This is a genomic window from Micromonospora sp. ZG13, from assembly GCF_059359355.1.
Genome location: NZ_JCADBQ010000007.1, coordinates 224,694 through 247,444, shown reverse-complemented (window position 1 = coordinate 247,444; position 22,751 = coordinate 224,694). Strand labels below are relative to the sequence as shown.

19 protein-coding genes and 1 pseudogene are annotated in these 22,751 nt (G+C 73.5%); 3 read left to right on the top strand and 17 right to left on the bottom strand.

Annotated features, from left to right (window positions below; all coding sequences use genetic code 11):
• Positions 1–124 precede the first annotated feature (124 nt).
• The 9 genes and pseudogenes from AC5L34_RS17560 to AC5L34_RS17520 all read right to left on the bottom strand — a co-directional run.
• A pseudogene (locus tag AC5L34_RS17560) lies at positions 125–1,039 on the bottom strand (acetaldehyde dehydrogenase (acetylating)); the annotation flags it as partial.
• Positions 1,040–1,118: 79 nt separating this feature from the next.
• Entirely contained in the window at positions 1,119–1,910 is a 792-nt protein-coding gene (locus AC5L34_RS17555; protein ID WP_494825934.1) for a 2-keto-4-pentenoate hydratase, read from the bottom strand.
• The gene (locus tag AC5L34_RS17550; RefSeq protein WP_494825932.1) at positions 1,907–3,418 is read right to left on the bottom strand and encodes a 2-hydroxymuconic semialdehyde dehydrogenase; all 1,512 of its coding nucleotides are present in this window, start codon (positions 3,416–3,418) and stop codon (positions 1,907–1,909) included. The genes AC5L34_RS17555 and AC5L34_RS17550 overlap by 4 nt, the downstream gene beginning before the upstream one ends.
• A gap of 20 nt (positions 3,419–3,438) precedes the next feature.
• Positions 3,439–3,702 (bottom strand): EutN/CcmL family microcompartment protein, encoded by a 264-nt coding sequence (locus AC5L34_RS17545; RefSeq protein ID WP_494825931.1) that lies wholly within the window; start codon positions 3,700–3,702, stop codon positions 3,439–3,441.
• Positions 3,689–4,027, bottom strand: a complete 339-nt coding sequence (locus tag AC5L34_RS17540; protein WP_089000517.1) for a BMC domain-containing protein — start codon at positions 4,025–4,027, stop codon at positions 3,689–3,691. Before AC5L34_RS17540 ends, AC5L34_RS17545 begins: the two co-directional genes overlap by 14 nt.
• Before the next feature lie 23 nt (positions 4,028–4,050).
• Entirely contained in the window at positions 4,051–4,341 is a 291-nt protein-coding gene (locus tag AC5L34_RS17535; RefSeq protein ID WP_089000518.1) for a BMC domain-containing protein, read from the bottom strand.
• Positions 4,342–4,376: 35 nt separating this feature from the next.
• On the bottom strand, positions 4,377–5,216 hold the full coding sequence (locus AC5L34_RS17530; protein ID WP_494825928.1) for a DODA-type extradiol aromatic ring-opening family dioxygenase: 840 nt from the start codon (positions 5,214–5,216) through the stop codon (positions 4,377–4,379).
• Positions 5,209–6,198 (bottom strand): DODA-type extradiol aromatic ring-opening family dioxygenase, encoded by a 990-nt coding sequence (locus AC5L34_RS17525; protein WP_494825926.1) that lies wholly within the window; start codon positions 6,196–6,198, stop codon positions 5,209–5,211. Before AC5L34_RS17525 ends, AC5L34_RS17530 begins: the two co-directional genes overlap by 8 nt.
• Positions 6,195–8,213 (bottom strand): hydantoinase B/oxoprolinase family protein, encoded by a 2,019-nt coding sequence (locus tag AC5L34_RS17520; RefSeq protein ID WP_494825924.1) that lies wholly within the window; start codon positions 8,211–8,213, stop codon positions 6,195–6,197. The genes AC5L34_RS17525 and AC5L34_RS17520 overlap by 4 nt, the downstream gene beginning before the upstream one ends.
• Positions 8,214–8,364: 151 nt before the next feature.
• Here AC5L34_RS17520 and AC5L34_RS17515 point away from each other — a divergent pair, with 151 nt between their 5' ends.
• Positions 8,365–9,189 (top strand): IclR family transcriptional regulator, encoded by an 825-nt coding sequence (locus AC5L34_RS17515; protein WP_441177560.1) that lies wholly within the window; start codon positions 8,365–8,367, stop codon positions 9,187–9,189.
• A 91-nt stretch (positions 9,190–9,280) separates the two neighbouring features.
• Here the strand turns inward: AC5L34_RS17515 and AC5L34_RS17510 are convergent, their stop codons facing one another.
• From AC5L34_RS17510 to AC5L34_RS17475, 8 genes are read right to left on the bottom strand one after another with little or no spacing between them, the layout of a single operon-like run.
• Positions 9,281–10,900: a thiamine pyrophosphate-binding protein gene (locus tag AC5L34_RS17510; RefSeq protein WP_494825922.1), complete on the bottom strand. Its 1,620-nt coding sequence runs from the start codon at positions 10,898–10,900 to the stop codon at positions 9,281–9,283.
• A complete protein-coding gene (locus AC5L34_RS17505) occupies positions 10,897–11,658 on the bottom strand; it encodes an enoyl-CoA hydratase/isomerase family protein (protein WP_494825920.1) in 762 nt (253 codons plus the stop codon). Before AC5L34_RS17505 ends, AC5L34_RS17510 begins: the two co-directional genes overlap by 4 nt.
• Positions 11,655–13,013: an adenylosuccinate lyase gene (purB, locus tag AC5L34_RS17500; protein ID WP_494825918.1), complete on the bottom strand. Its 1,359-nt coding sequence runs from the start codon at positions 13,011–13,013 to the stop codon at positions 11,655–11,657. The genes AC5L34_RS17505 and purB overlap by 4 nt, the downstream gene beginning before the upstream one ends.
• A complete protein-coding gene (locus tag AC5L34_RS17495; protein ID WP_494825917.1) occupies positions 13,013–14,593 on the bottom strand; it encodes a class I adenylate-forming enzyme family protein in 1,581 nt (526 codons plus the stop codon). The genes purB and AC5L34_RS17495 overlap by 1 nt, the downstream gene beginning before the upstream one ends.
• A gap of 3 nt (positions 14,594–14,596) precedes the next feature.
• Complete coding sequence (locus AC5L34_RS17490) at positions 14,597–16,606, bottom strand: hydantoinase/oxoprolinase family protein (RefSeq protein ID WP_441177555.1); 2,010 nt, start codon at positions 16,604–16,606, stop codon at positions 14,597–14,599.
• Positions 16,607–16,643: 37 nt separating this feature from the next.
• Positions 16,644–17,471: an ABC transporter permease gene (locus AC5L34_RS17485; RefSeq protein WP_363904844.1), complete on the bottom strand. Its 828-nt coding sequence runs from the start codon at positions 17,469–17,471 to the stop codon at positions 16,644–16,646.
• The gene (locus tag AC5L34_RS17480; protein ID WP_441177554.1) at positions 17,468–18,352 is read right to left on the bottom strand and encodes an ABC transporter ATP-binding protein; all 885 of its coding nucleotides are present in this window, start codon (positions 18,350–18,352) and stop codon (positions 17,468–17,470) included. Before AC5L34_RS17480 ends, AC5L34_RS17485 begins: the two co-directional genes overlap by 4 nt.
• Complete coding sequence (locus tag AC5L34_RS17475) at positions 18,349–19,305, bottom strand: ABC transporter substrate-binding protein (RefSeq protein WP_441177606.1); 957 nt, start codon at positions 19,303–19,305, stop codon at positions 18,349–18,351. Before AC5L34_RS17475 ends, AC5L34_RS17480 begins: the two co-directional genes overlap by 4 nt.
• 371 nt (positions 19,306–19,676) lie before the next feature.
• Between AC5L34_RS17475 and AC5L34_RS17470 the strand changes: the two genes are divergently transcribed.
• Both AC5L34_RS17470 and AC5L34_RS17465 read left to right on the top strand, forming a co-directional pair.
• On the top strand, positions 19,677–20,525 hold the full coding sequence (locus AC5L34_RS17470; protein ID WP_441177553.1) for a MaoC/PaaZ C-terminal domain-containing protein: 849 nt from the start codon (positions 19,677–19,679) through the stop codon (positions 20,523–20,525).
• Between the two features lie 200 nt (positions 20,526–20,725).
• The gene (locus AC5L34_RS17465; RefSeq protein WP_441177552.1) at positions 20,726–22,741 is read left to right on the top strand and encodes a phage tail sheath family protein; all 2,016 of its coding nucleotides are present in this window, start codon (positions 20,726–20,728) and stop codon (positions 22,739–22,741) included.
• The last annotated feature ends 10 nt before the right edge of the window (positions 22,742–22,751 follow it).

Sequence of the window (22,751 nt, the reverse complement as noted above, 5' to 3'; positions counted from 1 at the left end):
CGTCCCGACCCACGCCATCGCCACCAGGGCCGTCATGGCCCGCGCTGTCGCCGTCAGTGCTGGGGTGGTCCGCGCTGTCGTCATCAGCGCCGTCGCGGCCCGCGCTCTCATGACCGGTCGCTGCCGATCGCAGCCCGACCAGCCGCTCCGCCGTTCGCAGCGCCGCCGACGTCATGATGTCCAGGTTCCCCGCGTACGCCGGCAGATAATGGCCCGCGCCGGAGACCTCCAGGAACACCGACACCTGCAACCCGCTCAGGCGCCGACCCAACGACGGCACGTACGCATCGACGCGGTCGAACTGCACGTCCTGCTTCAGGCGGTACCCCGGCACGTACTCCTGCACCGCCGCCACCATCTGCGCCACCGATGCGGCGATCGCCGCCCGGTCGGCGTCGGCGTCCTCGCACAGGCAGTACACGGTGTCGCGCATCAACAGCGGCGGATCCGCCGGGTTCAACACGATGATCGCCTTACCGCGCTGCGCGCCGCCGACCACCTCGATCGCCCGCGCCGTGGTCTCCGTGAACTCGTCGATGTTCGCCCGCGTCCCCGGCCCCGCCGACTTGGAAGCGATGGAGGCGACGATCTCGCCGTACACCACCGGCGTGACCCGACCGACGGCCGCGACGATCGGCACGGTCGCCTGCCCACCACACGTCACCATGTTCACGTTGCGCTGGTGCAGGTGCTCGTCCAGGTTCACCGGCGGCACCACGTACGGACCGACCGCCGCCGGCGTCAGGTCCACCACCAGCCGACCATGCGCCGCCAACACCGCGTCGTTACGCCGATGCGCGCCCGCCGACGTGGCATCGAACACCAACTCCACCTCGGCGAACTCCGGCATCCCGACGAGGCCGTCGACACCCTCGGCGGTCGTCGCCACACCCAACCGCCGGGCCCGCGCCAGGCCGTCAGAGTCGGGGTCGATGCCCCCCATCGCCACCATCCGCAACGACTCCGACAACCGCAATACCTTGATCATCAGATCGGTGCCGATGTTGCCCGACCCGATTACCGCCACACCAACACTCACGACGCCTCCCCCTCACCGAAGACCGCGACGGTCGCCGGGCCATACCGCGCATGCACCACCGCGAAGACCGCCACCGCACTCACGACGCCTCCCCCCAGAAGCAGGTACGCACCAAACCCAGCCCCGAGATGCGCGCCTCGTACGCCGCACCGGGCGTCACCGGCACCATCGGGCCGAGCGCCCCGGACAGCACCACGTCGCCCGCGCGCAGCGGGTCACCCGAGCGGGCCATCGTCTGCGCCAACCACTGCACCGCGTGCAACGGGTTGCCCAGGCAGGCCGCGCCCTCCCCCACCGACACCGGCTCACCGGCGTGCTCCAGGACCATCCCGCACAACCGCAGATCCACGTCCGCCAGCCGACGCGGCGTCGTACCGAGCACGAACAGGCCGCTGGAGGCGTTGTCCGCCACCGTGTCCACGATCGAGATGTCCCAACCCGCCACCCGAGAATCCACGATCTCGATCGCCGGCAACACGTGATCCACCGCCCGGATCACGTCCGCGCTGGTGATCCGCTCGTCGGGCAGGTCCGCGCCGAGCACGAACGCGACCTCCGCCTCCACCCGAGGCTGCAACAGCCGGCCCATCGGCACCTCCGCGCCGTCCGGCACCGCCATGTCATCCAGCAGCACCCCGAAGTCCGGCTGGAACACACCGAAGCTCTCCTGCACCGCCCGCGACGTCAACCCGACCTTCGCACCCACCCGCCGATGACCGGCGTCCAGCCACCGCCGGACCTGGAGCTGCTGCACGAGGTACGCCGTGTCGACGTCGCCCTCCGGCAGGAGCCGCCCGCGCAGCGGCGGGCAGGGCGTGCCGGACTCCCGTGCCTGGAGCAGCTCGCCGGCCGCCAACTCGATGGCGGTCATGTCAGGTCCACGCAGACGTTGGTCAGCTCGGAATAGAAATCGAGGGAGTGCACGCCGCCCTCACGCCCGATACCCGACGCCTTCACCCCACCGAACGCCGTCCGCAGATCCCGCAGGAACCACGTGTTCACCCACACGATCCCCGCATCCAACCCCATACCGGCCCGATGCGCCCGCCCCACATCCCGCGTCCACACCGCCGCCGCCAACCCGTACTCCGTACCGTTGGCCAACGCGAACGCCTCGTCCTCATCATCGAACGGCGCCACATGCACCACCGGCCCGAAAATCTCCTCACGATTGGTCCGCGCATCCGCAGCAAGCCCCGTCAACACCGTCGGCTGCACATACGCACCACCATCACGCGCATCACCGAACGCCGGCACACCACCACCGGCCAGCACCTGCGCACCCTCACCACGGGCCAGGTCGTAATAGCCCAGCACCTTGTCGCGATGCTGATGAGAGATCAACGGCATGTTCACCGTCGCCTCGTCCGCGGGCCACCCGAACGACAGCGCGGCAGCCCGCTCAGCCAACCGCGCCGTGAACTCCTCGAACACCGGCCGCTGCACATAGATCCGCTCCGTGCACAGACACACCTGCCCACCATTGGTGAAACTCGACCGCACCGAACCCGCCACCGCCGCATCCAGATCCGCGTCCGCGAAGACCAGACCCGCGTTCTTGCCACCCAACTCGAACGACACCGGCCGCACCCCATCGGCAGCGGCTCGCATGATGGCGCTGCCGGTCGACGACTCGCCGGTGAACGTGATCGCGTCGACGTCCGGATGACGAGTCAGGAACTCCCCCGCCGAATCCGGACCGAAGCCGTGCACCAGGTTGAACACACCCTCCGGCACCCCGGCGGCGGCCATCACCTCCGCCAACAGCGTCGCCGACGCCGGCGTCTCCTCACTGGGCTTCACGATCACGGCATTACCGCACGCCAACGCCGGAGCGACCTTCCAGGTGAGCAGCAGCAGCGGCAGGTTCCACGGCACGATCACCGCCACCACCCCGACCGGCTTACGCACGGCGTAGTTCAGCGCCCGCCCACCCGACGGCGTGACCGTCGTGAACGACTCCGTCGGCGCCGTCGCCACGATCTCCGCGAACGCCCGGAAGTTCGCCGCACCACGCGGAATGTCCAGGGTGCGCGCCTGCGAGATCGACTTACCCGTATCCGCCACCTCGGCGGTCACCAGATCGTCGAAACGACGCTCCAACTCGTCGGCCACCCGACGCAACACCTCGGCCCGTTCGCGCTCCCCCATCCGACCCCACGGCCCCCGCAGCGCCGCCCGTGCCGCCGCCACCGCATCGTCCACACACGCCCGATCCGCCTCGGCCACCTCGAACACCGGCTCACCCGTCACCGGACTGCACTTGACGAACCGCCGCCCACCCTCGACGAACTCACCACCGACGAAGTTGCGCAGGGTCGGCGGGTCGGCGCCGGGGCGGCCGTCGCGCAGGCTCGTCGGCCAGGATGACTCGGGCATCGTCGGGTGTCCCTTCCGGTTCAGGTGCGGGGTTCGGTCCGCTCGCTGCCGGGCTCGGCGACGAGCGCGACCACGGCGGCGTCCACGGTGGGTTGGCCGGTCACGGCCGCGGCGGCCTCGTCGGTGACGACCAGGACGGTGGTGCCGACGCCGACGTTCAGGGGGTCGACGGCGACGAGGTCGGGCCCGTCGCCGCGCGGCCGGACCAGGACGAGCCGCCTGCCCTGCAACGCCGGCAGGATGCGGTCGGCCCACACCTTGCCGACGACCTCACCGAGCACCATCGGTTTCTCCCCGCAGGCCGGCGATGACCTCGCGGATGCGGGCCGGTTCGGGCGCGTCCAGCAGGGCCGCCGTGGTCGGGTGGGGCTTCGGGTAGACCTGGGAGCTGCGCAGTTCGCCGTGGGCGCGGATGGCGGCCTCTCCGGCGGAGACGGCCTGGCGTACGGCGGCGAGGGTGCCCCGGACGGCGACCGCGAGGTAGCCGCTGGTGACCCGCTCCACGGCCACGCAGCGGACGTCGGCGGTCTTGATCATGGCTTCGATCCCCGCCGAGAGCGCCACCAGGCCGCGTGTCTCGACGATTCCGATCGCGATGTCGGAGGACATGTCTGATTCTCCTTACCCGGTTGTCAGTTGCCGACGAGGTCAGGCTCGGCGGCCAGCGCGCTCACCGCGTCGCAGGGGCTGGCGAAGACGATCGAGCGCACCGAGCGGCTGCGCGTCCGGGCGGTCTCCTCGCCGATGTCCACCGCCTCCTCGACGGTGGCGAGGTCGCCGCGCACGGCGACCGCGACGATGCCGCCGCCGAGGCGTACGACCTTCGTCACCTCGACCTCGGTGGCCTTCACCATCGCGTCGACGGCGTCGAAGATGGGGGTGAAACCCTCGGCTTCGACGAAGCCCACGGCCACGTTTCGCATGTCTGCTCCTTGCTCTGGTTGCGGGTCGGCTTCGGTCAGGGACGCTCGGGCAGGTTCCAGGACAGGACGGCGGCGCCGGTGCCCCAGATCGGGCCGTACGAGTGCAGTTGCGCCGGGCCGCTGGCGGCTCCGGTGCCGGCGGCGAACGCGAGGGCCCGGAACTGGCTGTCCGCCTGGGCCTGCCGGGCGTAGTCCTCGCGGATCGCGAGCGCCTCGTCGACCTTGCCGGCGGTGAGCAGGTCGAGTACGCGGGTGTTCCACTGCTCGTGCGCGGGTGTGCCGATGTGGTCCTGGCCCGGTTCGATCCACTGCTGGATCAGTCCGGAGGACAGGCCGCTCACCACGACGACGGCGGCGCGTACTCCGGCGTCACGGGCGGCGGCGGCACCGGCCCGGCCGACGTCGGCGAGGGTGTCGGCGTCGGCGTACAGGTTGCAGGAGACCTGCGCCCAGCGCAGCTTGCGCTCCGGGTCGAGCAGCGCCGAGGTGACGATGGTGCCGGCGTCGATCGGGAATCCCTCGTAGCGGGTGCGGCGCGCCTGCTTGCCGTCGGCCCGCACCCGGTCGGCCCACCGCTCGCTGAACTCCACGTCGAAGCGCAGGTCGTAGCGGAGCAGGCCGTAGTCGTAGGCGTACCAGTTCTCGTCGACGTGTTCGCCGCGCGGGTTGGGGTCGCACTGGAACTGGTGGCCGAGGACGGTGAACCACTGGGTGGACAGCAGCAGGACGACGTCGGGCTCCAGCCGGCGCAGCCGTTCGCCCACGTCGCGCGCGGCCGAGGCAAGCGCCTTCCAGCTCGGTGCGGGTTCCTTCGCCAGCAGGTGGGGCATGCCGGGCAGGAGTGCGCCGGCGACGATTCCGGTCCGGTCAGCCATGGGGGCTCCCCTCGGGCAGCCACTCGACGACGGCGTTTCCGGTGCCGATGATCGTGCCGTAGCCGAGCACGTCACCGGCGACCTTGGGCCAGCCCATCGCGGCGAGCAGCCAGGTGAGGCTGCCGGCCTTCGTCTCCGACGCGGTGGCCTCGATGTGTTCGGTGATGAGTTCCCGCAGCGGGGCGGTCGGCCCCCGGCGGATCGCTTCGAGCAGCTTCATGTCCCACCGGTACTGGTGGTTGTTGTACGGGTGTTCGCGTTCCATGTCCTCCGGCAGCTCCGGCTCCTCGTGCCAGTGCAGGTGCGACAGGGAGTTGGAGGCGAGCAGCACGGCGCGGCGGCCGGTGGCCTCGACGGCGCGGCGGGTGGCCTCGCCGAGCACCTCCATCTCCTCCAGGGACGCGTCGGAGTAGAAGTACGGGTTGTTGTTCGCCGACAGGGAGACCACGGGGATGTCCCAGGCGGGGTTGACCAGGTGCAGCGCGCCGATGGTGGCGTAGTCGACGCGTACCCGGGGGTCGCGCATCGCGCGGGTGACCAGGCCGAGGCCGCTGGCCTCCTCGACGATGGCCTCGCCGAGTTCGACGTCGGTACGGAAGTCGTACCGGTACCGGAAGAGGTGCGGGAAGATCGGCTCGACGGAGATGCCGCGCGGGTTGGGCACGCAGTTGACGTGGTGGCCGACCATCGTGATCCAGTGCGGGGCGTGCACGATCAGCACGTCGGGTCGGTGCACCTCCTGGATGCGCCGGCGCAGCCGCTCGTAGGCCCAGCGCAGCGTCTCCCAGCCGCCGGTGGAACGGGGTTCGTTCTGCGGCGGGTTCTCGGCGTAGATCAGGTGGGGCGGATGCGGGCTGAGGCAGCCGGCGACGATGCCGGCCCGGGCGGGCGCGGCCTGCGGGGCCGGGGCGCTGCCGGCGCCGGTGCCGCGAACGGCGCGGGGGTTGGTGGTCGCCACCGGCACCCGGAAGACCCGGCTCACGACCGTCCCTCCCCCGCGAGGACGCGCACGTACGCGCGGTGCGCGGCGGTGGCGCCGAGGATCTGCATCCCGTCGTCGTCGAGGGCGATCTCGTCGGCGGCGAGCGCGGCGTCGTGGCGCAGCCAGGCCCGCAGGGGCGCCGGGTGTACGCCGTGCAGCTCGACGAGGCTCTCCTCGGCCAGGCCGCTGCCGGGTGCGACGTAGGCCAGCCGGCGTTGGCCGCGCCGCCCGGTGTAGGCGGGCCGGTCGGTGGTGGCGAGGCGCAGCCAGTTCCGCTCGTCCCGCAGCCGCTGGCGCAGTTCGGCGGTGGCGGCGGGGTCGGCCTCGCCGGCGTCGTCGAGGACCACGCCGTAGCGCTGGCGGGCCTCGTCGCCGGTCAGGTAGTCCTGGCGGACGTCCTCGGCGACGGCGTCGGGCGCCCGGTCCAGGGGGTCGCCCCAGCCGCCGCCTCCGGCGGACTCCATGATCAGCACGTCCCCGGCCCGCATGGGGAAGCCGGCGATCTTGCCGGGGGTGTCGAAGTCGACCCGTCGGCCGTCGGCGCGGCGCAGGTGGGTGACCGTCGGGGCGCCGGGGCCGCCGTGGCGCAGCCCGTACGGGGGGACGGTGGTGCGGTCGGTCTGCACCGAGTACGACCCGCCGCTGGCCAGCAGCCGGGTCTCCCGTCGGCTGCCGAGGCCGCCCCGGTGGGTACCGTCTCCGCAGGAGCCGGCGCGCAGTTCGCACGCCTCGACCAGGATCGGGATCTCGGTCTCCAGCCGTTCGACGGACTGGATGGTGGAGATGTCGCCGAGGTCGACCGGGTTCATCGCGCTGGGGCCGTCGGATTCGAGGAACCCGCCGTTGCCGCCGGCCGGGTAGTCGTAGTAGAGGTAGGGCTGACCGGTGTGCTCGTCCACGCCGCCGATGAGGTTCTGGAAGGTGGTGCCGAACTGGTCGGCGGCGATGAGGTCGGGCGCCACCTGGCTCAACGCGGCCATCACCGCGGAGATGACCCGCTTGCGGACCTCGCTGTGGGCGTTGGCCGGGGCCGGGTAGCTGACGTGCACCACCGTGCCGGGCTCGGTGAGCACCCGCAGGGGCCGGAACGCGCCGTGGTTGACCAGGCCGCCGGGGTCGAGGGCGGACTTGACCGCGATGAACACCCCGGCGACGGTCATCGCCCGCGACGAGTTGACCACGGCGGCGACCTGGGTGGAGGAGCCCCGGAAGTCGGCTTCGATCTCGTCGCCGTCGACGGTCAGCCGGCAGCGCACGATCGCGGCGTCGTAGTCGCCGTCGGTGTAGAGGTCGAGGTAGTCCTCGTAGCGGTAGGTGCCGTCGGGCAGCGACCGGATCATGTCGCGCAGCCGCTGCTCGGTGCGGTCCATGTTGGCCGCGACGCAGTCGCGGATCAGCCCGGTGCCCCAGCGGTCGACGAGTTCCCGCAGCCGGCGCTGCGCCGTGTGGCAGGCGGCGATGCTGGACTCGAGGTCGCCGCGGCGCTCCTCGGCCATCCGGACGTTGGCGAAGAGGATGTCGAAGGCGGCCCGGTTGGGTCGGCCCGCCTCGATCAGCCTGATCGGCGGTATCCGCAGCCCCTCCTGGAGGATCTCGGTGGCCTGGCCGGACACGCTGCCCGGGGTCATGCCGCCGATGTCGGCCCAGTGCATCCGGACGCAGGGGAAGAGGAACATCTGCCCGTCGACGAAGACCGGGCTGATCAGGGTGACGTCGTTGAGGTGGCTGCCGCCCCGGTACGGGTCGTTGACGATGTAGAGGTCGCCGGGGCGCATCTCGGCGGCGAAGTCGGCGAAGATCTCGGCCACCGAGGCGGGCATGGCGATGACGTGTCCCGGCATGTCGCGGCCCTGGGCGACCATCTGCCCGGAGGGGTCGAACAGCGCGCAGGAGAAGTCCTGGGCGTCGGCGATCACCGGCGAGTGCGCGGTACGGAAGATCGTCTGCCGCATCTCGCGGACGATCGAGATGAGACTCTCGGTGACGACTTCCAGGTCGATCGGATTCACGGTCATGCGGATGCCTCACTGATTCCGGTGTCGGTCCGTGTCTTCCGCCGGAGGGGACCTGGACTGGTCGGGGCGAGTGGACCACCGTGCATTGGACCATCATGTGGTCCTAGAGTTATATTATGAAACCTAGCAGCCGGAAAGGCAGGGAAGCAAGATGTCGTACGCCACTGACCCGACGCCCGACGAGGGCGCCGCCCCCCGCGAGTCGGGCACCCAGGCGCTGGACCGCGCCCTGGGCGTCCTGCTGGCCTTCCGGGGTGACGCCGTCGAGCGCAAGGTCAGCGACGTCAGCCGCGAACTGGGCCTGCACAAGTCCACGGCCAGCCGGCTGTTCCGCGCGCTGGCCGACGCCGGCTTCCTGCAACGCAACGAGGAGAACGGCACCTACCGCCTCGGCGTCGCGGTCTTCGAGCTGGGCGCCCGCTTCCTCGCCGGGATCGACCTGCACGCGCTGGCCCGGCCCCTGCTGCACCAGCTCGCCGAGCGGGAGGGCGAGAGCGTCAACCTCGCCGTCCTGGAGGGCTCCGACGCCATCTCGCTCTACGTCGTGCAGGGCACCCGCAACGTGCAGCTCGTCTCCCGCCTCGGCCGGCGCATCCCCCTGTGGTGCAGCGCGGCCGGCAAGGCCCTGCTCGTCGACCACGACGACGACGCCCTGCGCGCCCTGCTCGCCACCGTGCCGTTCACGGCGATGACCAGCAACACCATCACCGACCTGGACACCTTCGTGGCGCACATGGCCACCGTGCGGCGGCAGGGCTGGGCGCTCAACGACCAGGAGAGCGAGCACGGGCTGCGGGTGGTGGCCGCCCCCGTACGCGACCGGCACGACCGGGTGGCCGCCGCGATCAGCATCTCCGGGCCGATCTTCCGCCTGGACGACACCCGCACCCGGGAGCTGGCCGACGCCGCCTGCCGTACCGCCGCCGAGCTGTCCCGCCAGCTCGGCCACGGCTTCGGCGACCGGTGGGGCGACTGAGCGCGCCACCCACGAACCGGTCACCACGGGCCCCCGCCGTCGCGCCGGCACCGCGTCAGGTGCCGGCGGCGGCGCGGTGGGGCGTACGCCCTCAGAACCGCTCCTGGGTGACCTCGGGCAGGACCCGCACGTGCAGCACCGCCGGCCCGGTCACCGGCAGCGCCGCGTCGAGGGCCGCCTCGGCGCCCGCCTCGTCGGTGACCGTCCAGGCCGGTACGCCCAGGGACCGGGCCACCGCCGCCAGGTCCCGGGCCGGGAACCGGGCCAGCGCCGGGTCGACCCCGCGCGGGGCGAACTTGCGCACCTCCGCGCCGTAGCCGCCGTCGTCGAGGACCACCAGCAGTACCGGCGCACCGACCCGGGCCAGCGTGTCCAGCTCACCGAGGCCGGTGAGCAGGCTGCCGTCGCCCTCGAAGGCGACCACCGGCCGGTCCGGTCGGCCCACCCCGGCCCCGACGGCGTACGGCAGGCCGACGCCGATGCTGCCGAACTCCCAGGGCGCGATGAACGCGCGGTCCACGGCGGACGAGTCGAGCAGCAGGTTCGGCCAGCCCCCGAACTGCCCCACGCCCACCACGGTGGTGCGCCGGGCGGGCAGCCGCCGGGCGCAGATCCGCATGAACGCCCGGGGGTCGATGCCCGCCGCGCCCTCGACGAACGCGATGCCGTCGAACGGGTCGGCCACGGCGATCTGCGCGGCCAGGGCGGGACTGCGCCACTGCGGGCGCTCGAGCGGGTCGAGCCGGGCCGTCACGGCCCGCGCGGTGACCGCCGCGTCCCCGACGATCCCCAGGTCGACGGGCCACCGCGCGCCCAGCGCCCGCGCGTCGACGTCGACCGCGACCACCCGCGCCCCGGGGAAGAGCGCGCCGTGGTCGGCCGTCCACCGGTTGAGTCCCGCCCCGAGGGTGACCACCAGGTCCGCCTCGGCCAGCACCCGCCGGGTCAGCGGGCGGGCCAGTCCCCCGGCCACCCCCAGGTGGTACGGGTGGCCGGCGAAGAGCCCGGCGGCCAGCACGGTGGTGGCGAGCACCGCGCCGCACCAGTCGGCGAGCCGGCGTACGTCGTCGGCCGCCGCCTCGGCGCCCCGCCCGGCCAGCAGCACCGGGCGGCGGGCGGCGGCCAGCAGGCCGACCAGCTCGGCGACCGCCGCGTCGGTCGGCGCCGGCGACGCGGGCCGGTACGCGACGACGGCCGGCGCGGGCACGGCCCCGGCGGGCACCGGCTCGTCCTGGAGGTCGATGGGGACGTCGAGGACGACCGGGCCGGGCCGTTCGGCGGCGGCGCGGAACGCCAGGCCGACGTCGCGGGCGGCGGTGGCCGGCGCCACCACGGGCACGAACGCCCCGGCGGTGGCCAGCGCGAACGGCTGCTGCGGGAAGCTCTGCACGTGCAGCGGGTCGCCGGGCGGGGTGTCGCCGGCGATCAGGACCAGCGGCGTGCCGGCCTGCCGGGCGATGGTCAGCGCGGCACCGGCGACCGCCAGGCCGGGGCCCTGGGTCACGGTGACGACGCCGCACCGGCCGGTGGCGCGGGCCCAGCCGTCGGCCATCATCACCGCGGCGTTCTCGTTGCGGGCCGCCACGAAGCGGACGCCGTGGCGCTGGACCAGGTCCGCCACCAGGAACATGTTGGCGTCGCCGAGCAGCCCGAAGATGGTGTCGACCCCGTGCGCCACGATGGCGTCGGCGATCGCCTCGCCGGCCCTCACCGGGGATCCCGGGCGAGGTAGTCGCCGGCGGGGCGCAGCGCGACGCTCAGCGCGCCGAGGTAGGAGTCGTTGGCGGCGGCCTCGAACCGGGGCCCGGCCAGGCGGGCCGCCCGTTTGGTCATCGACCGCCCGACGGCGGAGGTGGCCAGCAGCCGCTCGGCGAGCCCGGTCGCGGCGGCGGCGAGCCGCCCCGGCTCCACCACCTCGGTCACCAGCCGCAGGTCGCGCAGCTCGTCGGCGGGGATCCGGTCGCCCAGCAGCAGCCAGCGCTTGGCCAGGTCGGCGCCGACGAGGTCGGCGAGGATCGCCATGCCGCTCCAGGTCAGCGGGATGCCGAAGCCCACCTCCGGGAAGGTCGCGAAGCAGGTGTCGGCGGCCACCCGCAGGTCGCTGGCCAGGCCGAGCACCGCCCCGGAGCCGATGGCCGGGCCGTTCAACGCCGCGACGGTGCTCTGCTCCAGCCGGTACCAGCGTTCGACCAGCTCGGCGGTGCGGCGCTGGACGGACATCGTGGCCCGGGCGTCGAGGGTCGCCAGCTCGTGCAGGTCGGTGCCGGCGCAGAACGCGGTGCCCGCACCGGTGAGCAGGACGACCTCGGTCCCGTCGTCGCGCGACAGCTCGTGCAGCACGTCCTCGAAGCGGGCGAGCATCGCCAGGTCGAAGCTGTTGCGCCGGGCGGGCCGGTTCAGCGTCACCCGGGCGAGTCGGCCGTCGCGGTGCAGCAGCACGGACTCCTCGGCGCGGTGTGCGTCGGTCATGGGGACTCCGAGTTCAGTAGGGCGCGGTCGACCAGCGCGGCGGCGTGGCCGACGTACGACAGCGGGTCCAGCAGGCCGGCGAGTTCCGCCGTGGGCAGGGCGGCGGCCACCTCGGGGTCGGCGCGCAGCGCCTCGGCGAACGGGCGGCCCTGCTCCAGGCTGTCGCGGACGATCCGCATGACCAGGTGGTGGGCCTGCTCCCGGCCGAGCGGGCCGGCCAGGCGCAGCATCACCGCCTCGGAGAGCACGAGCCCGCCGGTGAGGTCGAGGTTGGCGCGCATCCGGTCGGGGTTGACGCCGAGGTCGCCGAAGACGTCGACCAGCCGCTGCAACGCGCCGCCCAGCAGGATGAAGCACTCCGGCAGCAGCTTCCACAGCGTCATCCCGACGCCCATGTCCCGGTCGTCCTGGGCGACCATGGTCTGCAACGCCAGAGGCACCTGGGCCCGCAGGGTGCCGGCGGCGGCGATCACCGCCTCGCAGCGGATCGGGTTGCGCTTGTGGGGCATCGTGCTGCTGCCGACCTGGGTGGACCGCTGCGACTCGTACGCCTCGCCGACCTCGGTGCGGCCGAGGAAGTAGACCTCCCGGGCCAGCTTCTCGGCGCTGGCCGCGACGAGGCCGAAGACCATCAGGCACTCCGCGAAGCGGTCCTGGGTGGCGTGCCACGGGGTGGCGGCGACGCCGAGCCCCAGGTCGGCGGCGACGGCCTGCTCCAGCGCGAACGCCTGGGCGCCGTAGCCGGCCATCGTGCCGGCCGCCCCGCCCATGCTCGTCACGAGCAGCCGCTGGCGCAGTTGCCGCAGCCGGACGCGGTGGCGTTGCAGCTCGTCCTGCCACACCGCGCAGCGCAGGCCGAAGGTGGTCGGCAGCGCCTGCTGCCCGTGGGTGCGGGCGGCCATCGGGGTGGCGCGGTGGCGCAGCGCCAGCCGGCGCAGCGCGCGGACCAGCTCGTCGACCTGCCGCTGCACGATGTCCAGTCCGTCGCGGGCCCGCAGGACGAAGCCGGTGTCCATCACGTCCTGGGTGGTGGCGCCGAGGTGGACGTAGCGGCCGGCGTCGCCGGGGCAGGCGGCGGTGAGCGCGCGCACCAGCGGCACGAGGGGGTGCACGGTGTCGGCGGCGTCGGCGGCGAGCACCGCCGTGTCGAGCCGCTCGACGCGGGCGGCCTCGGTGATGGCCTGCGCGGCGGCGGACGGGATGACGCCCAGTTTCGCCTGGCCCCGGGCGAGGGCGGCCTCGACGTCGAGCCACGACTGCATGAGCTGCCGGTCGTTGAAGACCCCGCGCATCTCGGCGTTGCCGAAGAAGCTGGTGACGGTCAGCGAGTCCAGGAAACACGAGCCGAGCTGCATCAGCGTTCCTCCCCCGGAGCGACGAGCAGGTCCCGCGCGGCCCGCCGGTCGACCTTCCCCGACGGCAGCAGCGGCAGGTCGGCGACCGTACGGATCAGGGTCGGCACCTTGTGCCGGGCCAGCCGTTCCGTGGCGGCCCGGGTGAGCCGGTCGACGTCGCAGCGCCCACCGGGGACGGTCACGACCAGGGCCGCGACCTCCTCCCCCCAGCGCGGCGACGGCACGCCGAGGACGCACACCCGGGCCACGGCCGGGTCGTCGGCGAGCACGGCCTCGACCTCGGCGGGGTGCACGTTCTCGCCGCCACGGATGATCAGTTCCTTGATCCGGCCGGCCAGGGTGAGGACCCGGTCGCCGGTCAGCGCGCCAAGGTCGCCGGTGCGCAGCCAGCCGTCGCTGGTGATCGCGGCGGCGGTGGTGAACGGGTCGTCGGCGTAGCCGCGGGTGACCGATTCTCCGCGTACCAGCAGCTCACCGACCTGCCCGGCGGGCACCGGGGCACGGGTGGCGGGATCCACCACGGTGGCCTCCAGCGCCGGCAGGACGCGTCCGACGGTGTCACCGGGCGCCCCGCAGCTCCCGTCGCCGGGGTCCAGGCTGATCGTCGGGCCGGCCTCGGTCTGGCCGTAGACGACCGCCACCCGGTCCAGCCCGAGGACCCGGCGGGTGCGGGTGAGCAGCGCCGGGGCGCAGGCGGCGCCGCCGAGGAATCCGACCCGCAGGGACGACAGGTCCCAGCGCCCGGGGTCCCGCTCCACGCGGTCGGCGAGCATCGACGCCATGGTGGGTACGGCCTGCACCACCGTGCACGCGTGCCGCTCGATCTGGTCGAGCACCGGCTCGGTGCGGAACCGGCGGGTGGAGACCCACAGCGCGCCGGTCACCAGCGCCAGCATCGCCCCGCTGCCGAGCCCCGCCGCGTGGGCCAGGGGCAGCGGCGAGGCGATCCGGTCGTCGGGGCGCAGCCGGGCCGCCTCGGCCGTCCAGGCCGCGTTGGTCAGCAGGTTGGCCGCGCTCAGCGACACCATCTTGGCCGGGCCGGTGGAGCCGGAGGTGAACTGGATGTTGCAGGCGGCGTCCGGGTCGCCGACGGGCGGCGGGACCGGGTCGCCCCAGCCGGGCAGCCCCGCCAGCGCCGCCGCGCCCAGGTCCGCGCCGAGGACGTGCCAGCCGTCCGGGCGCTCGCCCGGCGGCAGCCCCGCCAGGGCCCGGGTGACGGTGGGCGGGCCGGGCCGGTCGCGGACCCGCTCGGCGGCGAAGAGCCGCCGTGGTCGGGCGCGGGCCAGCGCCGAGGTCAGCTCGGGTCCGGTGAGGCCGGGGTGCAGGGTGGTCAGGGCGGCGCCCCGCCAGGCCGCGGCGGCCAGCAGCACCAGCCAGGCCAGCCCGTTCTCGGCCCAGACCGCGATCCGGTCGCCACGGCCGACGCCCTGGGCCGCCAGGACGGCCGCCGCCCGGCCGGCGAGGTCGGCGAACTCCCCCGTCGTCACGGGCCGGTCCGGGTCGTCGAAGACGTACAGGGCGCGGTCCGGCTGCCGGGCGGCGCGCTCCAGCACGGTGAGGTCGAGCGCTGGCGGGATCACGGGTCACTCCTTGGTCAGCAGCAGGTTTCCGTGGTCGTCGACCGTGGCGCTCCAGCCGCCGCCGACGACGGTGGTGCTGCCGTTCTCCCGTACGACGGCGGGGCCGGCCACGACGGAGTCGGGGCCCAGGTCGGCGCGGCGCCACACACTGGCCTCGACCCAGCCGCCCGTGCGGTAGAGGCGGGTCGTGCCGGGCTGCGCCGGGCCGCCGGCCGGGGCGGCGAAGCGCACGGCCGGGCGGGGCCCGAACGCGGTGAGCCGGCAGTTGACGATCTCGGCGGGGTGGTCGGAGCGGGTGTAGGCGTAGCGCTCGGCGTAGGCGGCGTGGAAGGCCGCCACCAGCTCGTCGGCCGTGGCCGGCAGCTCGGGCAGGGCGACGGCGAGGTCGAAGCTCTGTCCCCGGAACCGCATGCCGACCGAGAGGCCGAAGCTGACCTGGTCCGGCTCGACGCCGTCCTCGGCCTTGAGCTGGGCCAGGGCGCCGTCGCGCAGGTCGGCCAGGGCCGCCCGGGCGGCAGCCAGGCCGTCGTCGTCGGCCGGCACCAGGACGGTACGCACGTAGTCGTGGCGGGCCTGGGCGGTGACGAAGCCGAGCGCGGAGAAGTTGCCCGGCACCGGCGGTACGAGGACCCGGCGGATGCCGAGTTCATCGGCGAGGTCGGTGGCGTGCATCGGGCCGGCGCCGCCGAAGGGCATCAGCACGAAGTCGCGCGGGTCGTGTCCGCACGCCACGGAGATCTCCTTGATGGCGCTGGTCATCTTGACCGTGGCGAGCGTCAGGATGCCGCGCGCCAGCTCCAGCTCGTCGAGGCCGAACGTGCCGGCCAGCCCGGCCAGGGCGGCGCGGGCGGCGTCGGGGTCCAGGGGCACCTCCCCGCCCAGGCGATCGCTCGGGTCGAGGTGGCCGACGAGCAGGTGCGCGTCGGTGGTGGTCGGCTCGGTGCCGCCCCGGCCGTAGGCGGCCGGGCCGGGGGTGGAGCCGGCGCTGCGCGGCCCGACGCGCAGTTCCCCGCCCAGGTCGCGCCAGGCGATCGAGCCGCCGCCTGCGCCGATGGTGTTGATCTCGACCTGGAAGGTGCGGTTCGGGTAGCCGGCGATCTTCCCGTCGTTGGTCATCAACGGGGTGCCGTTCTTGATCAGGCAGACGTCCGTGCTGGTGCCGCCGATGTCGCAGGTGATGACGTTCGGATAGCCGGCGAGCGAGGCCAGGTGGACGCTGGCGGCGACCCCGCCGGCGGGCCCGGAGAGGGCCAGGTTGATCGGCAGCCGCCCGGCCTCGTCGGTGGAGACGACACCGCCGCTGCTCGTCATGATCGACAGGGGGTGGGCGTATCCGCCGTCGGCGAGGGCGTCACCGAGCCCGCGCAGGTAGTCGGCGACGGTCGCCCGCACGCTCGCGTTGAGCACGGTGGTGGCGAAGCGCTCGTACTCGCCCTGCTCCGGCACCACGTCGGAGGAGACGGTGCAGACCAGGCCGGGGTGCCGCTCCGCCAGCCGCCGCGCCGCGGCCCGCTCGTGCGCGGGATTGCGGTACGAGTGCAGCAGGCAGACCGCCACCGCCCGGGGCCCGGCGGCGGCCACCCGGTCGAGTGCCTCGTCCAGCTCGTCGGCGTCAAGCGGCCGTACGACGCTGCCGTCGGCGGCGATGCGCTCGCGCAGCACGTGCCGGTGCCGGCGCGCGACGAGCGGCGGCCGGGCGCTCTCCTTGACGCTGTAGAGGCGGGGCCGGTGCCCGAGGCCCATCTCCAGCACGTCCCGGAAGCCCTCGGTCGCCAGTACGGCCACCGGCTCGCCGGAGCCTTCGAGCAGCGCGTTGGTGACCCGGGTGGTGCCGTGCACGAACCGGTCGACGGTGTCCAGGCTGACGCCGAGCTTGGCGAGGCCCTCGAAGATCGCCGCCGCGGGGTCGTGCGGGGTGGAGAGGGTCTTGGCCTCGGCGAGCCGGGCGGTGGCCGGCTCGTAGACGATGACGTCGGTGAAGGTGCCACCGATGTCGACGCCGATGCAGAGCATGGCGAGCCTTTCGGGTAGGGGTGGATGGCGTCGGCGACTAGAACGTCACGCCGTAGCGGCGCAGGGTCCGTCCCGTGACCAGCCGCAGGATCCAGTCGAAGAGGTAGCCGAGCAGGCCCAGGGCGATGATGCCCACGAAGACCCACTCGGTCTTGGCGTAGTTGCGGGCCGTCCAGATCAGCGAGCCAAGGCCGCTCTGGGCGGCGACGATCTCGGCGGAGACGATCGTCAGGAACGAGTTGCCCATCGCCAGCCGGGCCCCGGTGACCACGTGCGGCACCGTCGACGGCAGCACGACCGAGACCAGGCTGCGTACGGGGCCGGCGCCGAGGGCGCGGGCCGCGCGCATCCGGATCTCGTTGACCGACAGCACCCCGGCCAGGGTGTTGAGGGCGACGATGAAGACGGTGGTGTAGAAGATCAGCGCCACCTTCGACGCCTCCCCCGGCCCGAGCCAGATGATCGCCAGGGTGACGAAGGCGATCGGCGGCACGAAGCGGAAGAATTGGATGTACGGGTCGAGCATCAGCCGCAGCCAGGGGATGCAGCCCATCAGCAGACCCATCGGTACGCCGACGAGCACGCCGAGCAGCCAGCCGGTGAGGATGCGGGTCGAGGACGCGCTGACCGAGTCCCACAGGGTTCCGTCGCGGACGAGTTCGACCGCGCCGTCGAGGGTGAGCCGTGGCGAGGGCAGGAAGAAGGCGGTGTAGTTGCGGCTGACCAGGTCCCAGATCAGCACGCCGAGCAGCACCGACAGGACCGACAGCCCGATGCGGGTCAGCCGGGGCCAGCGGTTGCGGCGGGGGCCGGTCGGCGCCGCCGCCCTGGTGCGGTCGGGGACCGTGGGTGCCTCGACGGTCATCGTCCCTCCGTCCGCTCGGCCCGGCCGCCGCCGGGTCGGCCGTCGTGGCCGTCGTCGAGCCCCTGGGCGCGCAGCGTCCGGGCCACCTCGGCGCCGATGTCCTCGCGCAGCTCGCGGAAGAGCGCCGCGCAGGCCGGGTCGGTCAGGTCGCGGGGCCGGGGCAGGTCGCAGCGGTAGTCCTTCTTGATCGCCGCCGACGGCCCCGCGGTCATCGTGACGATCCGGTCGCCGAGCAGGATGGCCTCGCCGATGTCGTGGGTGACGAAGACGATCGTGGCGCCGGTCTCGCGCCAGATCCGGTCGAGTTCGACCTGCATCACCAGCCGGGTCTGGGCGTCCAGGGCGCCGAACGGCTCGTCCATCAGCACGACCGAGGGGTCGTTGGCCAGGACCCGGGCCAGCTGGGCCCGTTGGCGCATGCCGCCGGAGAGCTGTTCGGGGAACCGCTCGGCGCTGTGTGCGAGGCCGACCATCGCCAGGTAGCGGTCGACGACCGCGTCGCGCCGGGCCTTCGGCACGCCGCGCATCTGCGGTCCGAAGGCGACGTTCTGGCGTACGGTCAGCCAGGGGAACAGCGCCTCGGCGCTCTGGAAGACCACGCCCCGCGACACGTCCGGCCCGGTCACCGGCTCGCCGCCGCAGGTCACCTCGCCGGCCGCCGGGCGGACGAACCCGGCGACCGCGTTGAGCAGCGTGGACTTGCCGCAGCCGCTCGGGCCGAGCAGGCAGACGAGCTCACCGGCACCGATGTCAAGGCTCGCGCCGCTGACGGCCACGAACTCGCCGAAGCGGATGTCGACGTCGCGGATGCGGATCGGGGAGCCGGCGCGGCTGGCGGGCAGCCCGGCGGAGGTGGCGGGGGCGGTGCCGTCGACTGTCACGCCACCCCCTTGACCATGACGGTCGCCGGGTCCGCCTTCTGGGTGACGATCTTGCTGTCCTGCTGGAACTGGGCGATCTCGCCGTAGCGCTTGAGGTCGTCGTCGGTGAAGTCGCGGACCTGGCACTGGACGCCCTCGAGCAGCGTCTGGGCTTCCTTCGCCGGCACCTTGATGGCCTTCTCGGTGACCGTGCCCGCCTTGGCGGGGTCCTTGGTGAGCTGCTCGCACGCCTGGGCGATGGTCTGCACGACCTTCTTGGCGGTCTCCTTGTTGGCCTCGTACCAGGCGCCGTCGACGCCGATCACCAGGTTGTAGACGTAGCCGATGTCGCCGCTGGTCAGCAGGACCTTGCCGCCGTTGGCGACGCCGCGCGAGGGCCACGGCTCCCACATGATGTAGCCGTCCACGTCGCCGCGTTGCAGCAGGGCCGGCATCTCGGCGGGCGAGGCGTTGACGAACTCGACGGACTCCCGGCTGATGCCGCGCGCCGCGAGGACCTTGTTGGTGGCGTACTCGTTGACCGTGCCGGGGACGACGCCGTACTTCTTGATGCCGGCCACGTCGGCGACGCCGGAGCGCGCCACGAGCTTGATGAAGCTGGGCGACTGCGAGAAGACGGCCAGGCCCTTGATGTCGCCCCGGGTGGCCCGGTTGAGCAGGCTCGACTCGGTGCTCGCGGTGACCTGGCCCTGCTTGGCCAGGATCGCGTCGAGGCCACCGGTGCCCTCCTGGAACTGGGTGACGGTGACGTTCAGGCCGTTGGCCTGGAACAGCTTCTCCTGGTCGGCGAGGTAGATCGGGGAGTACGCCGGGTCGACGCCCACACCGAAGTTGACCGCCACCGAAGGGGCCGCCTCGCCGCCACCGGACTCGGTCGGGGTCTGGTTCTCCGCGCATGCCGCAACGGCGGCGGTCACCAGCAGGGCTGCTACCGCAGCTCGCAATGCTCGCATTCTCATGGCTACCCCAGATACCTAGCGGCTCATATTATGGTTACCGTTGCTTAATATGGGACGCTACTGCTGGGCGGTGGGCACAGTCAAGAGATTCGACCTCACCTTCCTGCAACAGACAGTAGCCGTCGGCGATCGACGGTCGGCGGATCGAATCTGCGGCCACAAACCGGGAGTCCGATGAACACGCTGGACAAACGGGCCGATGCCGGTCGCCCCGAGCCGGCACCCGCCGCGGGGGCGATGACGTCGACCACTCTGCGTAGTCGCGCGTATGGCCCAGGCGGTCGAGGTGCCGCCGGCGGACGACCGAACCGCGGCCGGGCGGCGAAGCGCGAGGCGCGCGGGGGCGGTCGGGCGGGGGCGCGCCGATGAGCACACCGGGAAGAGGCGGCCCGCTGCCGGCGCTCGTCGGCCTGCGTACGTCGTCGCGTCGGGCCTGGACCTCCACCGAGACGATCCTCTACGCCCTCGGGGTCGGGGCGGGGCAGCGCGACCCGGCCACGGAACTCCGCTTCACCACCGAGAACTCGACCGGCCACCCGCAGCGGGTGCTGCCGACCTTCGCCAGCGTCCTCGCCGCCGACCCGCCGCCCCTGGGCGACCCCACCGCCGTCCGGCACGCGGAGGAGGCGCTCACCCTGTTCCGCCCGCTGCCGCCGGCCGGGCAGGTGCACACCACCGCCACCGTGACCGCGCTGCACGACCAGGGCAGCGGCGCGCTGGTCCAGCAGGTCTCCCGGCTGCGCGACCCGGCGGGCACGACGGTGGCCGTCGTACGCCGGTCCATGTTCGTCATCGGCGCCGGCGGCTTCGGCGGCAGCCGCGCCCGGGCCACCCCCTGGCGCGCGCCGACCGGCCCGCCCGCGCACCGGATCGTCGCCGCCGTCCGCCCGGACCAGGCGCTGCTCTACCGGCTCAGCGGCGACCGCAACCCGCTGCACTCCGATCCGGTCGTCGCCGGTCGCGCCGGGCTGCCCCGCCCGATCCTGCACGGCCTGTGCACCTTCGGCTTCGCCGGCCGGCTCCTGCTGCCCCTCGTCGGCGACGACCCGACCCGCGTACGGCACGTCCGGGCCCGCTTCAACGCGCCGCTGCACGCTGGCGACACCCTGACGGTGCACGCCTGGCGGCGCCCGTACGGCATGCTCTTCCGCGTCGGCGACGGGGCGGGACGGATCGTCCTGGACCGGGGCGTGCTGGCCCTCGCCGCCCGGTGACCGGCCCGCCGTGCTGGCCGAACGGCGCGCGGACCGGGACGTTCAGCGGCGGCCCGCTGGCCGATCAGTTCACGGACGGTAACCGCATCGGTGCGAGGTGTCGGGTTCGCGTCGCAACCCGGTCGGGTCCCCGCTAGAGGGCGCTGACCTGCGGGCGGAGGGTGTGGGCAGCCGACTTTCCACTCCGAGACGAGGTAGTCATGCCCGTGACTCCGAGCTATCCCGGCGTCTACATCGAGGAAGCCCCGAGCGGCGTCCGACCCGTCATCGGCGTGGCGACCGGGGTGGCCGCCTTCGTCGGATACGTCCGCACCGGCCCGGAGCACCGCGCCGTCCGGGTGAACAGCTTCGGCGAGTTCGAGCGCCGCTTCGGCGGCGTCGACCGCGACTCCGAACTCAGCCTGGCCGTGCAGCAGTTCTTCCGCAACGGCGGCTCCGCCGCGCTCGTCGTACGGGTGCCCCGCGCCGACGCCCGCCCCGCCTCGGTCACCCTGCTCGACAAGGTGGGCGCCGGTCCGAAGTCGGCGCTGGTGCTGGACGCCGCGAGCACCGGCAGCTGGGGCAGCGCGCTGCTGATCGACGTCGACCACGACGACGCGGCCGACCCGAAGACGTTCAACCTCAGCGTCCAGGACCCGGCGACCGGCGCGAGCGAGCGCTTCACCGGGCTGTCGTCCGACCCGGCGAGCGCCGCGTACGCCGTCGCCGCGCTCAACGACCCCGACCGTGGCTCCTCGCTCGTGCGGGCCCGGGCCGGGGCGAGCGGCGCGGGCCGGCCGGTGCCCAGCGGCACCCTCGGCGCGGCCATCGGCGCGCCGACGGTGGACGCCGCGAAGAACTACCGGCTCACCGTGCAGCCGGACCGGCCCACCAAGCCGGACCCGGCGGACCCCACCAAGACCGTCCCGGCCGTCGCCGCCGTGACCGTGACGGCGCTGGAGAAGGGCGAGCGGCTGCCGTCCTCGCCCGCCGGCGTGGCCGCGCTGCTGCAACGGAAGATCAACACCGCGCTCGGGGCCGCCGACGGGGCCGCCGGGCTGCGGGTGCGGGTGCTGCCCACCGCCGACGGCGGGCTGCGCGTCCTCGGCGACGTGGACCCGCTGGTGGCCCCGGCGGCCGTCGACGCGGCCTTCACCGTCACGGGCGCGACCGCCTCCGGCGACGTGGCCGACGGCGCGGCCCTGCTCGGCCTGGGCGGCGCCACCACGAACGTCGGCCGGTACACCCCCGTCGGCGCCAAGCGGCTCGGCCAGGGCGACCTGGTCACCGGCTCGGACGGCACGCTTCTGCCCGGCGCCGCCGCGCTGATCGGCTCCGAGGCCGCCTACACCGGCATCTACGCCCTGCTCAGGACCGACCTGTTCAACCTGCTCTGCATCCCCGACGCGACCCGCGCCAAGCCCGGCGACCCGGGGGCCGTCGACACCGGGGTGGACCCGGACGCGGTCTGGGCCGCCGCGTACGAGCTGTGCGCCCGGCGTCGGGCGATGCTGCTGGTCGACCCGCCGCCCGGGGTGGACGACCCCGACCGCGCGCTGGACTGGATCAACCAGCTCGGCGTCAAGGGACCCAACGCCGTGGCGCACTTCCCCCGGCTGCGGATCCCCGACCCGACCGACGGGTTCCGGCCCCGTACGGTCGCCCCCGGCGGCACCCTAGCCGGCCTGTACGCCCGCCAGGACACCGAGCGCGGCGTGTGGAAGGCCCCGGCCGGCACGGAGGCGCAGCTGCGCGGGGTGACCAACCTGGTCCACCCGCTCACCGACGCCGAGAACGGCGTGCTCAACCCGCTCGGGCTCAACTGCCTGCGGACGTTCCCGGTCGTCGGCACCGTCAACTGGGGGGCCCGCACCACCGCCGGCGCGGACGTGCTGGCCAGCCAGTGGAAGTACACGCCGGTGCGCCGGCTCGCGCTCTACATCGAGGAGAGCGTCTTCCGGGGCACCCAGTGGGCCGTCTTCGAGCCCAACGACGAGCCGCTCTGGGCCCAGCTGCGGCTGAACCTGACGTCGTTCATGCAGGACCTGTTCCGCAAGGGCGCGTTCGCCGGGCGTACCCCGCGCGAGGCGTACCTGGTGCGGTGCGACGCGGAGACCACCACCGGCGACGACCGGGACCGGGGCGTGGTGAACGTCGTCGTCGGGTTCGCCCCCCTCAAACCCGCCGAATTCGTGATCGTGCGGATCCAGCAGCTCGCCGGCCAGAGCCCGTCCTGAGAGGTGTGAG

What these genes read in the sequence shown, in the direction of transcription:
- AC5L34_RS17555 (WP_494825934.1), bottom strand. Translation starts at nt 1,910, where the DNA reads ATGACCGCCATCGAGTTGGCGGCCGGCGAGCTGCTCCAGGCACGGGAG.
- purB (WP_494825918.1), bottom strand. Translation starts at nt 13,013, where the DNA reads ATGCAGCTCGGCTCGTGTTTCCTGGACTCGCTGACCGTCACCAGCTTC.
- AC5L34_RS17550 (WP_494825932.1), bottom strand. Translation starts at nt 3,418, where the DNA reads ATGCCCGAGTCATCCTGGCCGACGAGCCTGCGCGACGGCCGCCCCGGC.
- AC5L34_RS17470 (WP_441177553.1), top strand. Translation starts at nt 19,677, where the DNA reads ATGAGCACACCGGGAAGAGGCGGCCCGCTGCCGGCGCTCGTCGGCCTG.
- AC5L34_RS17545 (WP_494825931.1), bottom strand. Translation starts at nt 3,702, where the DNA reads ATGGTGCTCGGTGAGGTCGTCGGCAAGGTGTGGGCCGACCGCATCCTG.
- AC5L34_RS17475 (WP_441177606.1), bottom strand. Translation starts at nt 19,305, where the DNA reads ATGCGAGCATTGCGAGCTGCGGTAGCAGCCCTGCTGGTGACCGCCGCC.
- AC5L34_RS17490 (WP_441177555.1), bottom strand. Translation starts at nt 16,606, where the DNA reads ATGCTCTGCATCGGCGTCGACATCGGTGGCACCTTCACCGACGTCATC.
- AC5L34_RS17530 (WP_494825928.1), bottom strand. Translation starts at nt 5,216, where the DNA reads ATGGCTGACCGGACCGGAATCGTCGCCGGCGCACTCCTGCCCGGCATG.
- AC5L34_RS17485 (WP_363904844.1), bottom strand. Translation starts at nt 17,471, where the DNA reads ATGACCGTCGAGGCACCCACGGTCCCCGACCGCACCAGGGCGGCGGCG.
- AC5L34_RS17540 (WP_089000517.1), bottom strand. Translation starts at nt 4,027, where the DNA reads ATGTCCTCCGACATCGCGATCGGAATCGTCGAGACACGCGGCCTGGTG.
- AC5L34_RS17520 (WP_494825924.1), bottom strand. Translation starts at nt 8,213, where the DNA reads ATGACCGTGAATCCGATCGACCTGGAAGTCGTCACCGAGAGTCTCATC.
- AC5L34_RS17535 (WP_089000518.1), bottom strand. Translation starts at nt 4,341, where the DNA reads ATGCGAAACGTGGCCGTGGGCTTCGTCGAAGCCGAGGGTTTCACCCCC.
- AC5L34_RS17505 (WP_494825920.1), bottom strand. Translation starts at nt 11,658, where the DNA reads ATGACCGACGCACACCGCGCCGAGGAGTCCGTGCTGCTGCACCGCGAC.
- AC5L34_RS17515 (WP_441177560.1), top strand. Translation starts at nt 8,365, where the DNA reads ATGTCGTACGCCACTGACCCGACGCCCGACGAGGGCGCCGCCCCCCGC.
- AC5L34_RS17465 (WP_441177552.1), top strand. Translation starts at nt 20,726, where the DNA reads ATGCCCGTGACTCCGAGCTATCCCGGCGTCTACATCGAGGAAGCCCCG.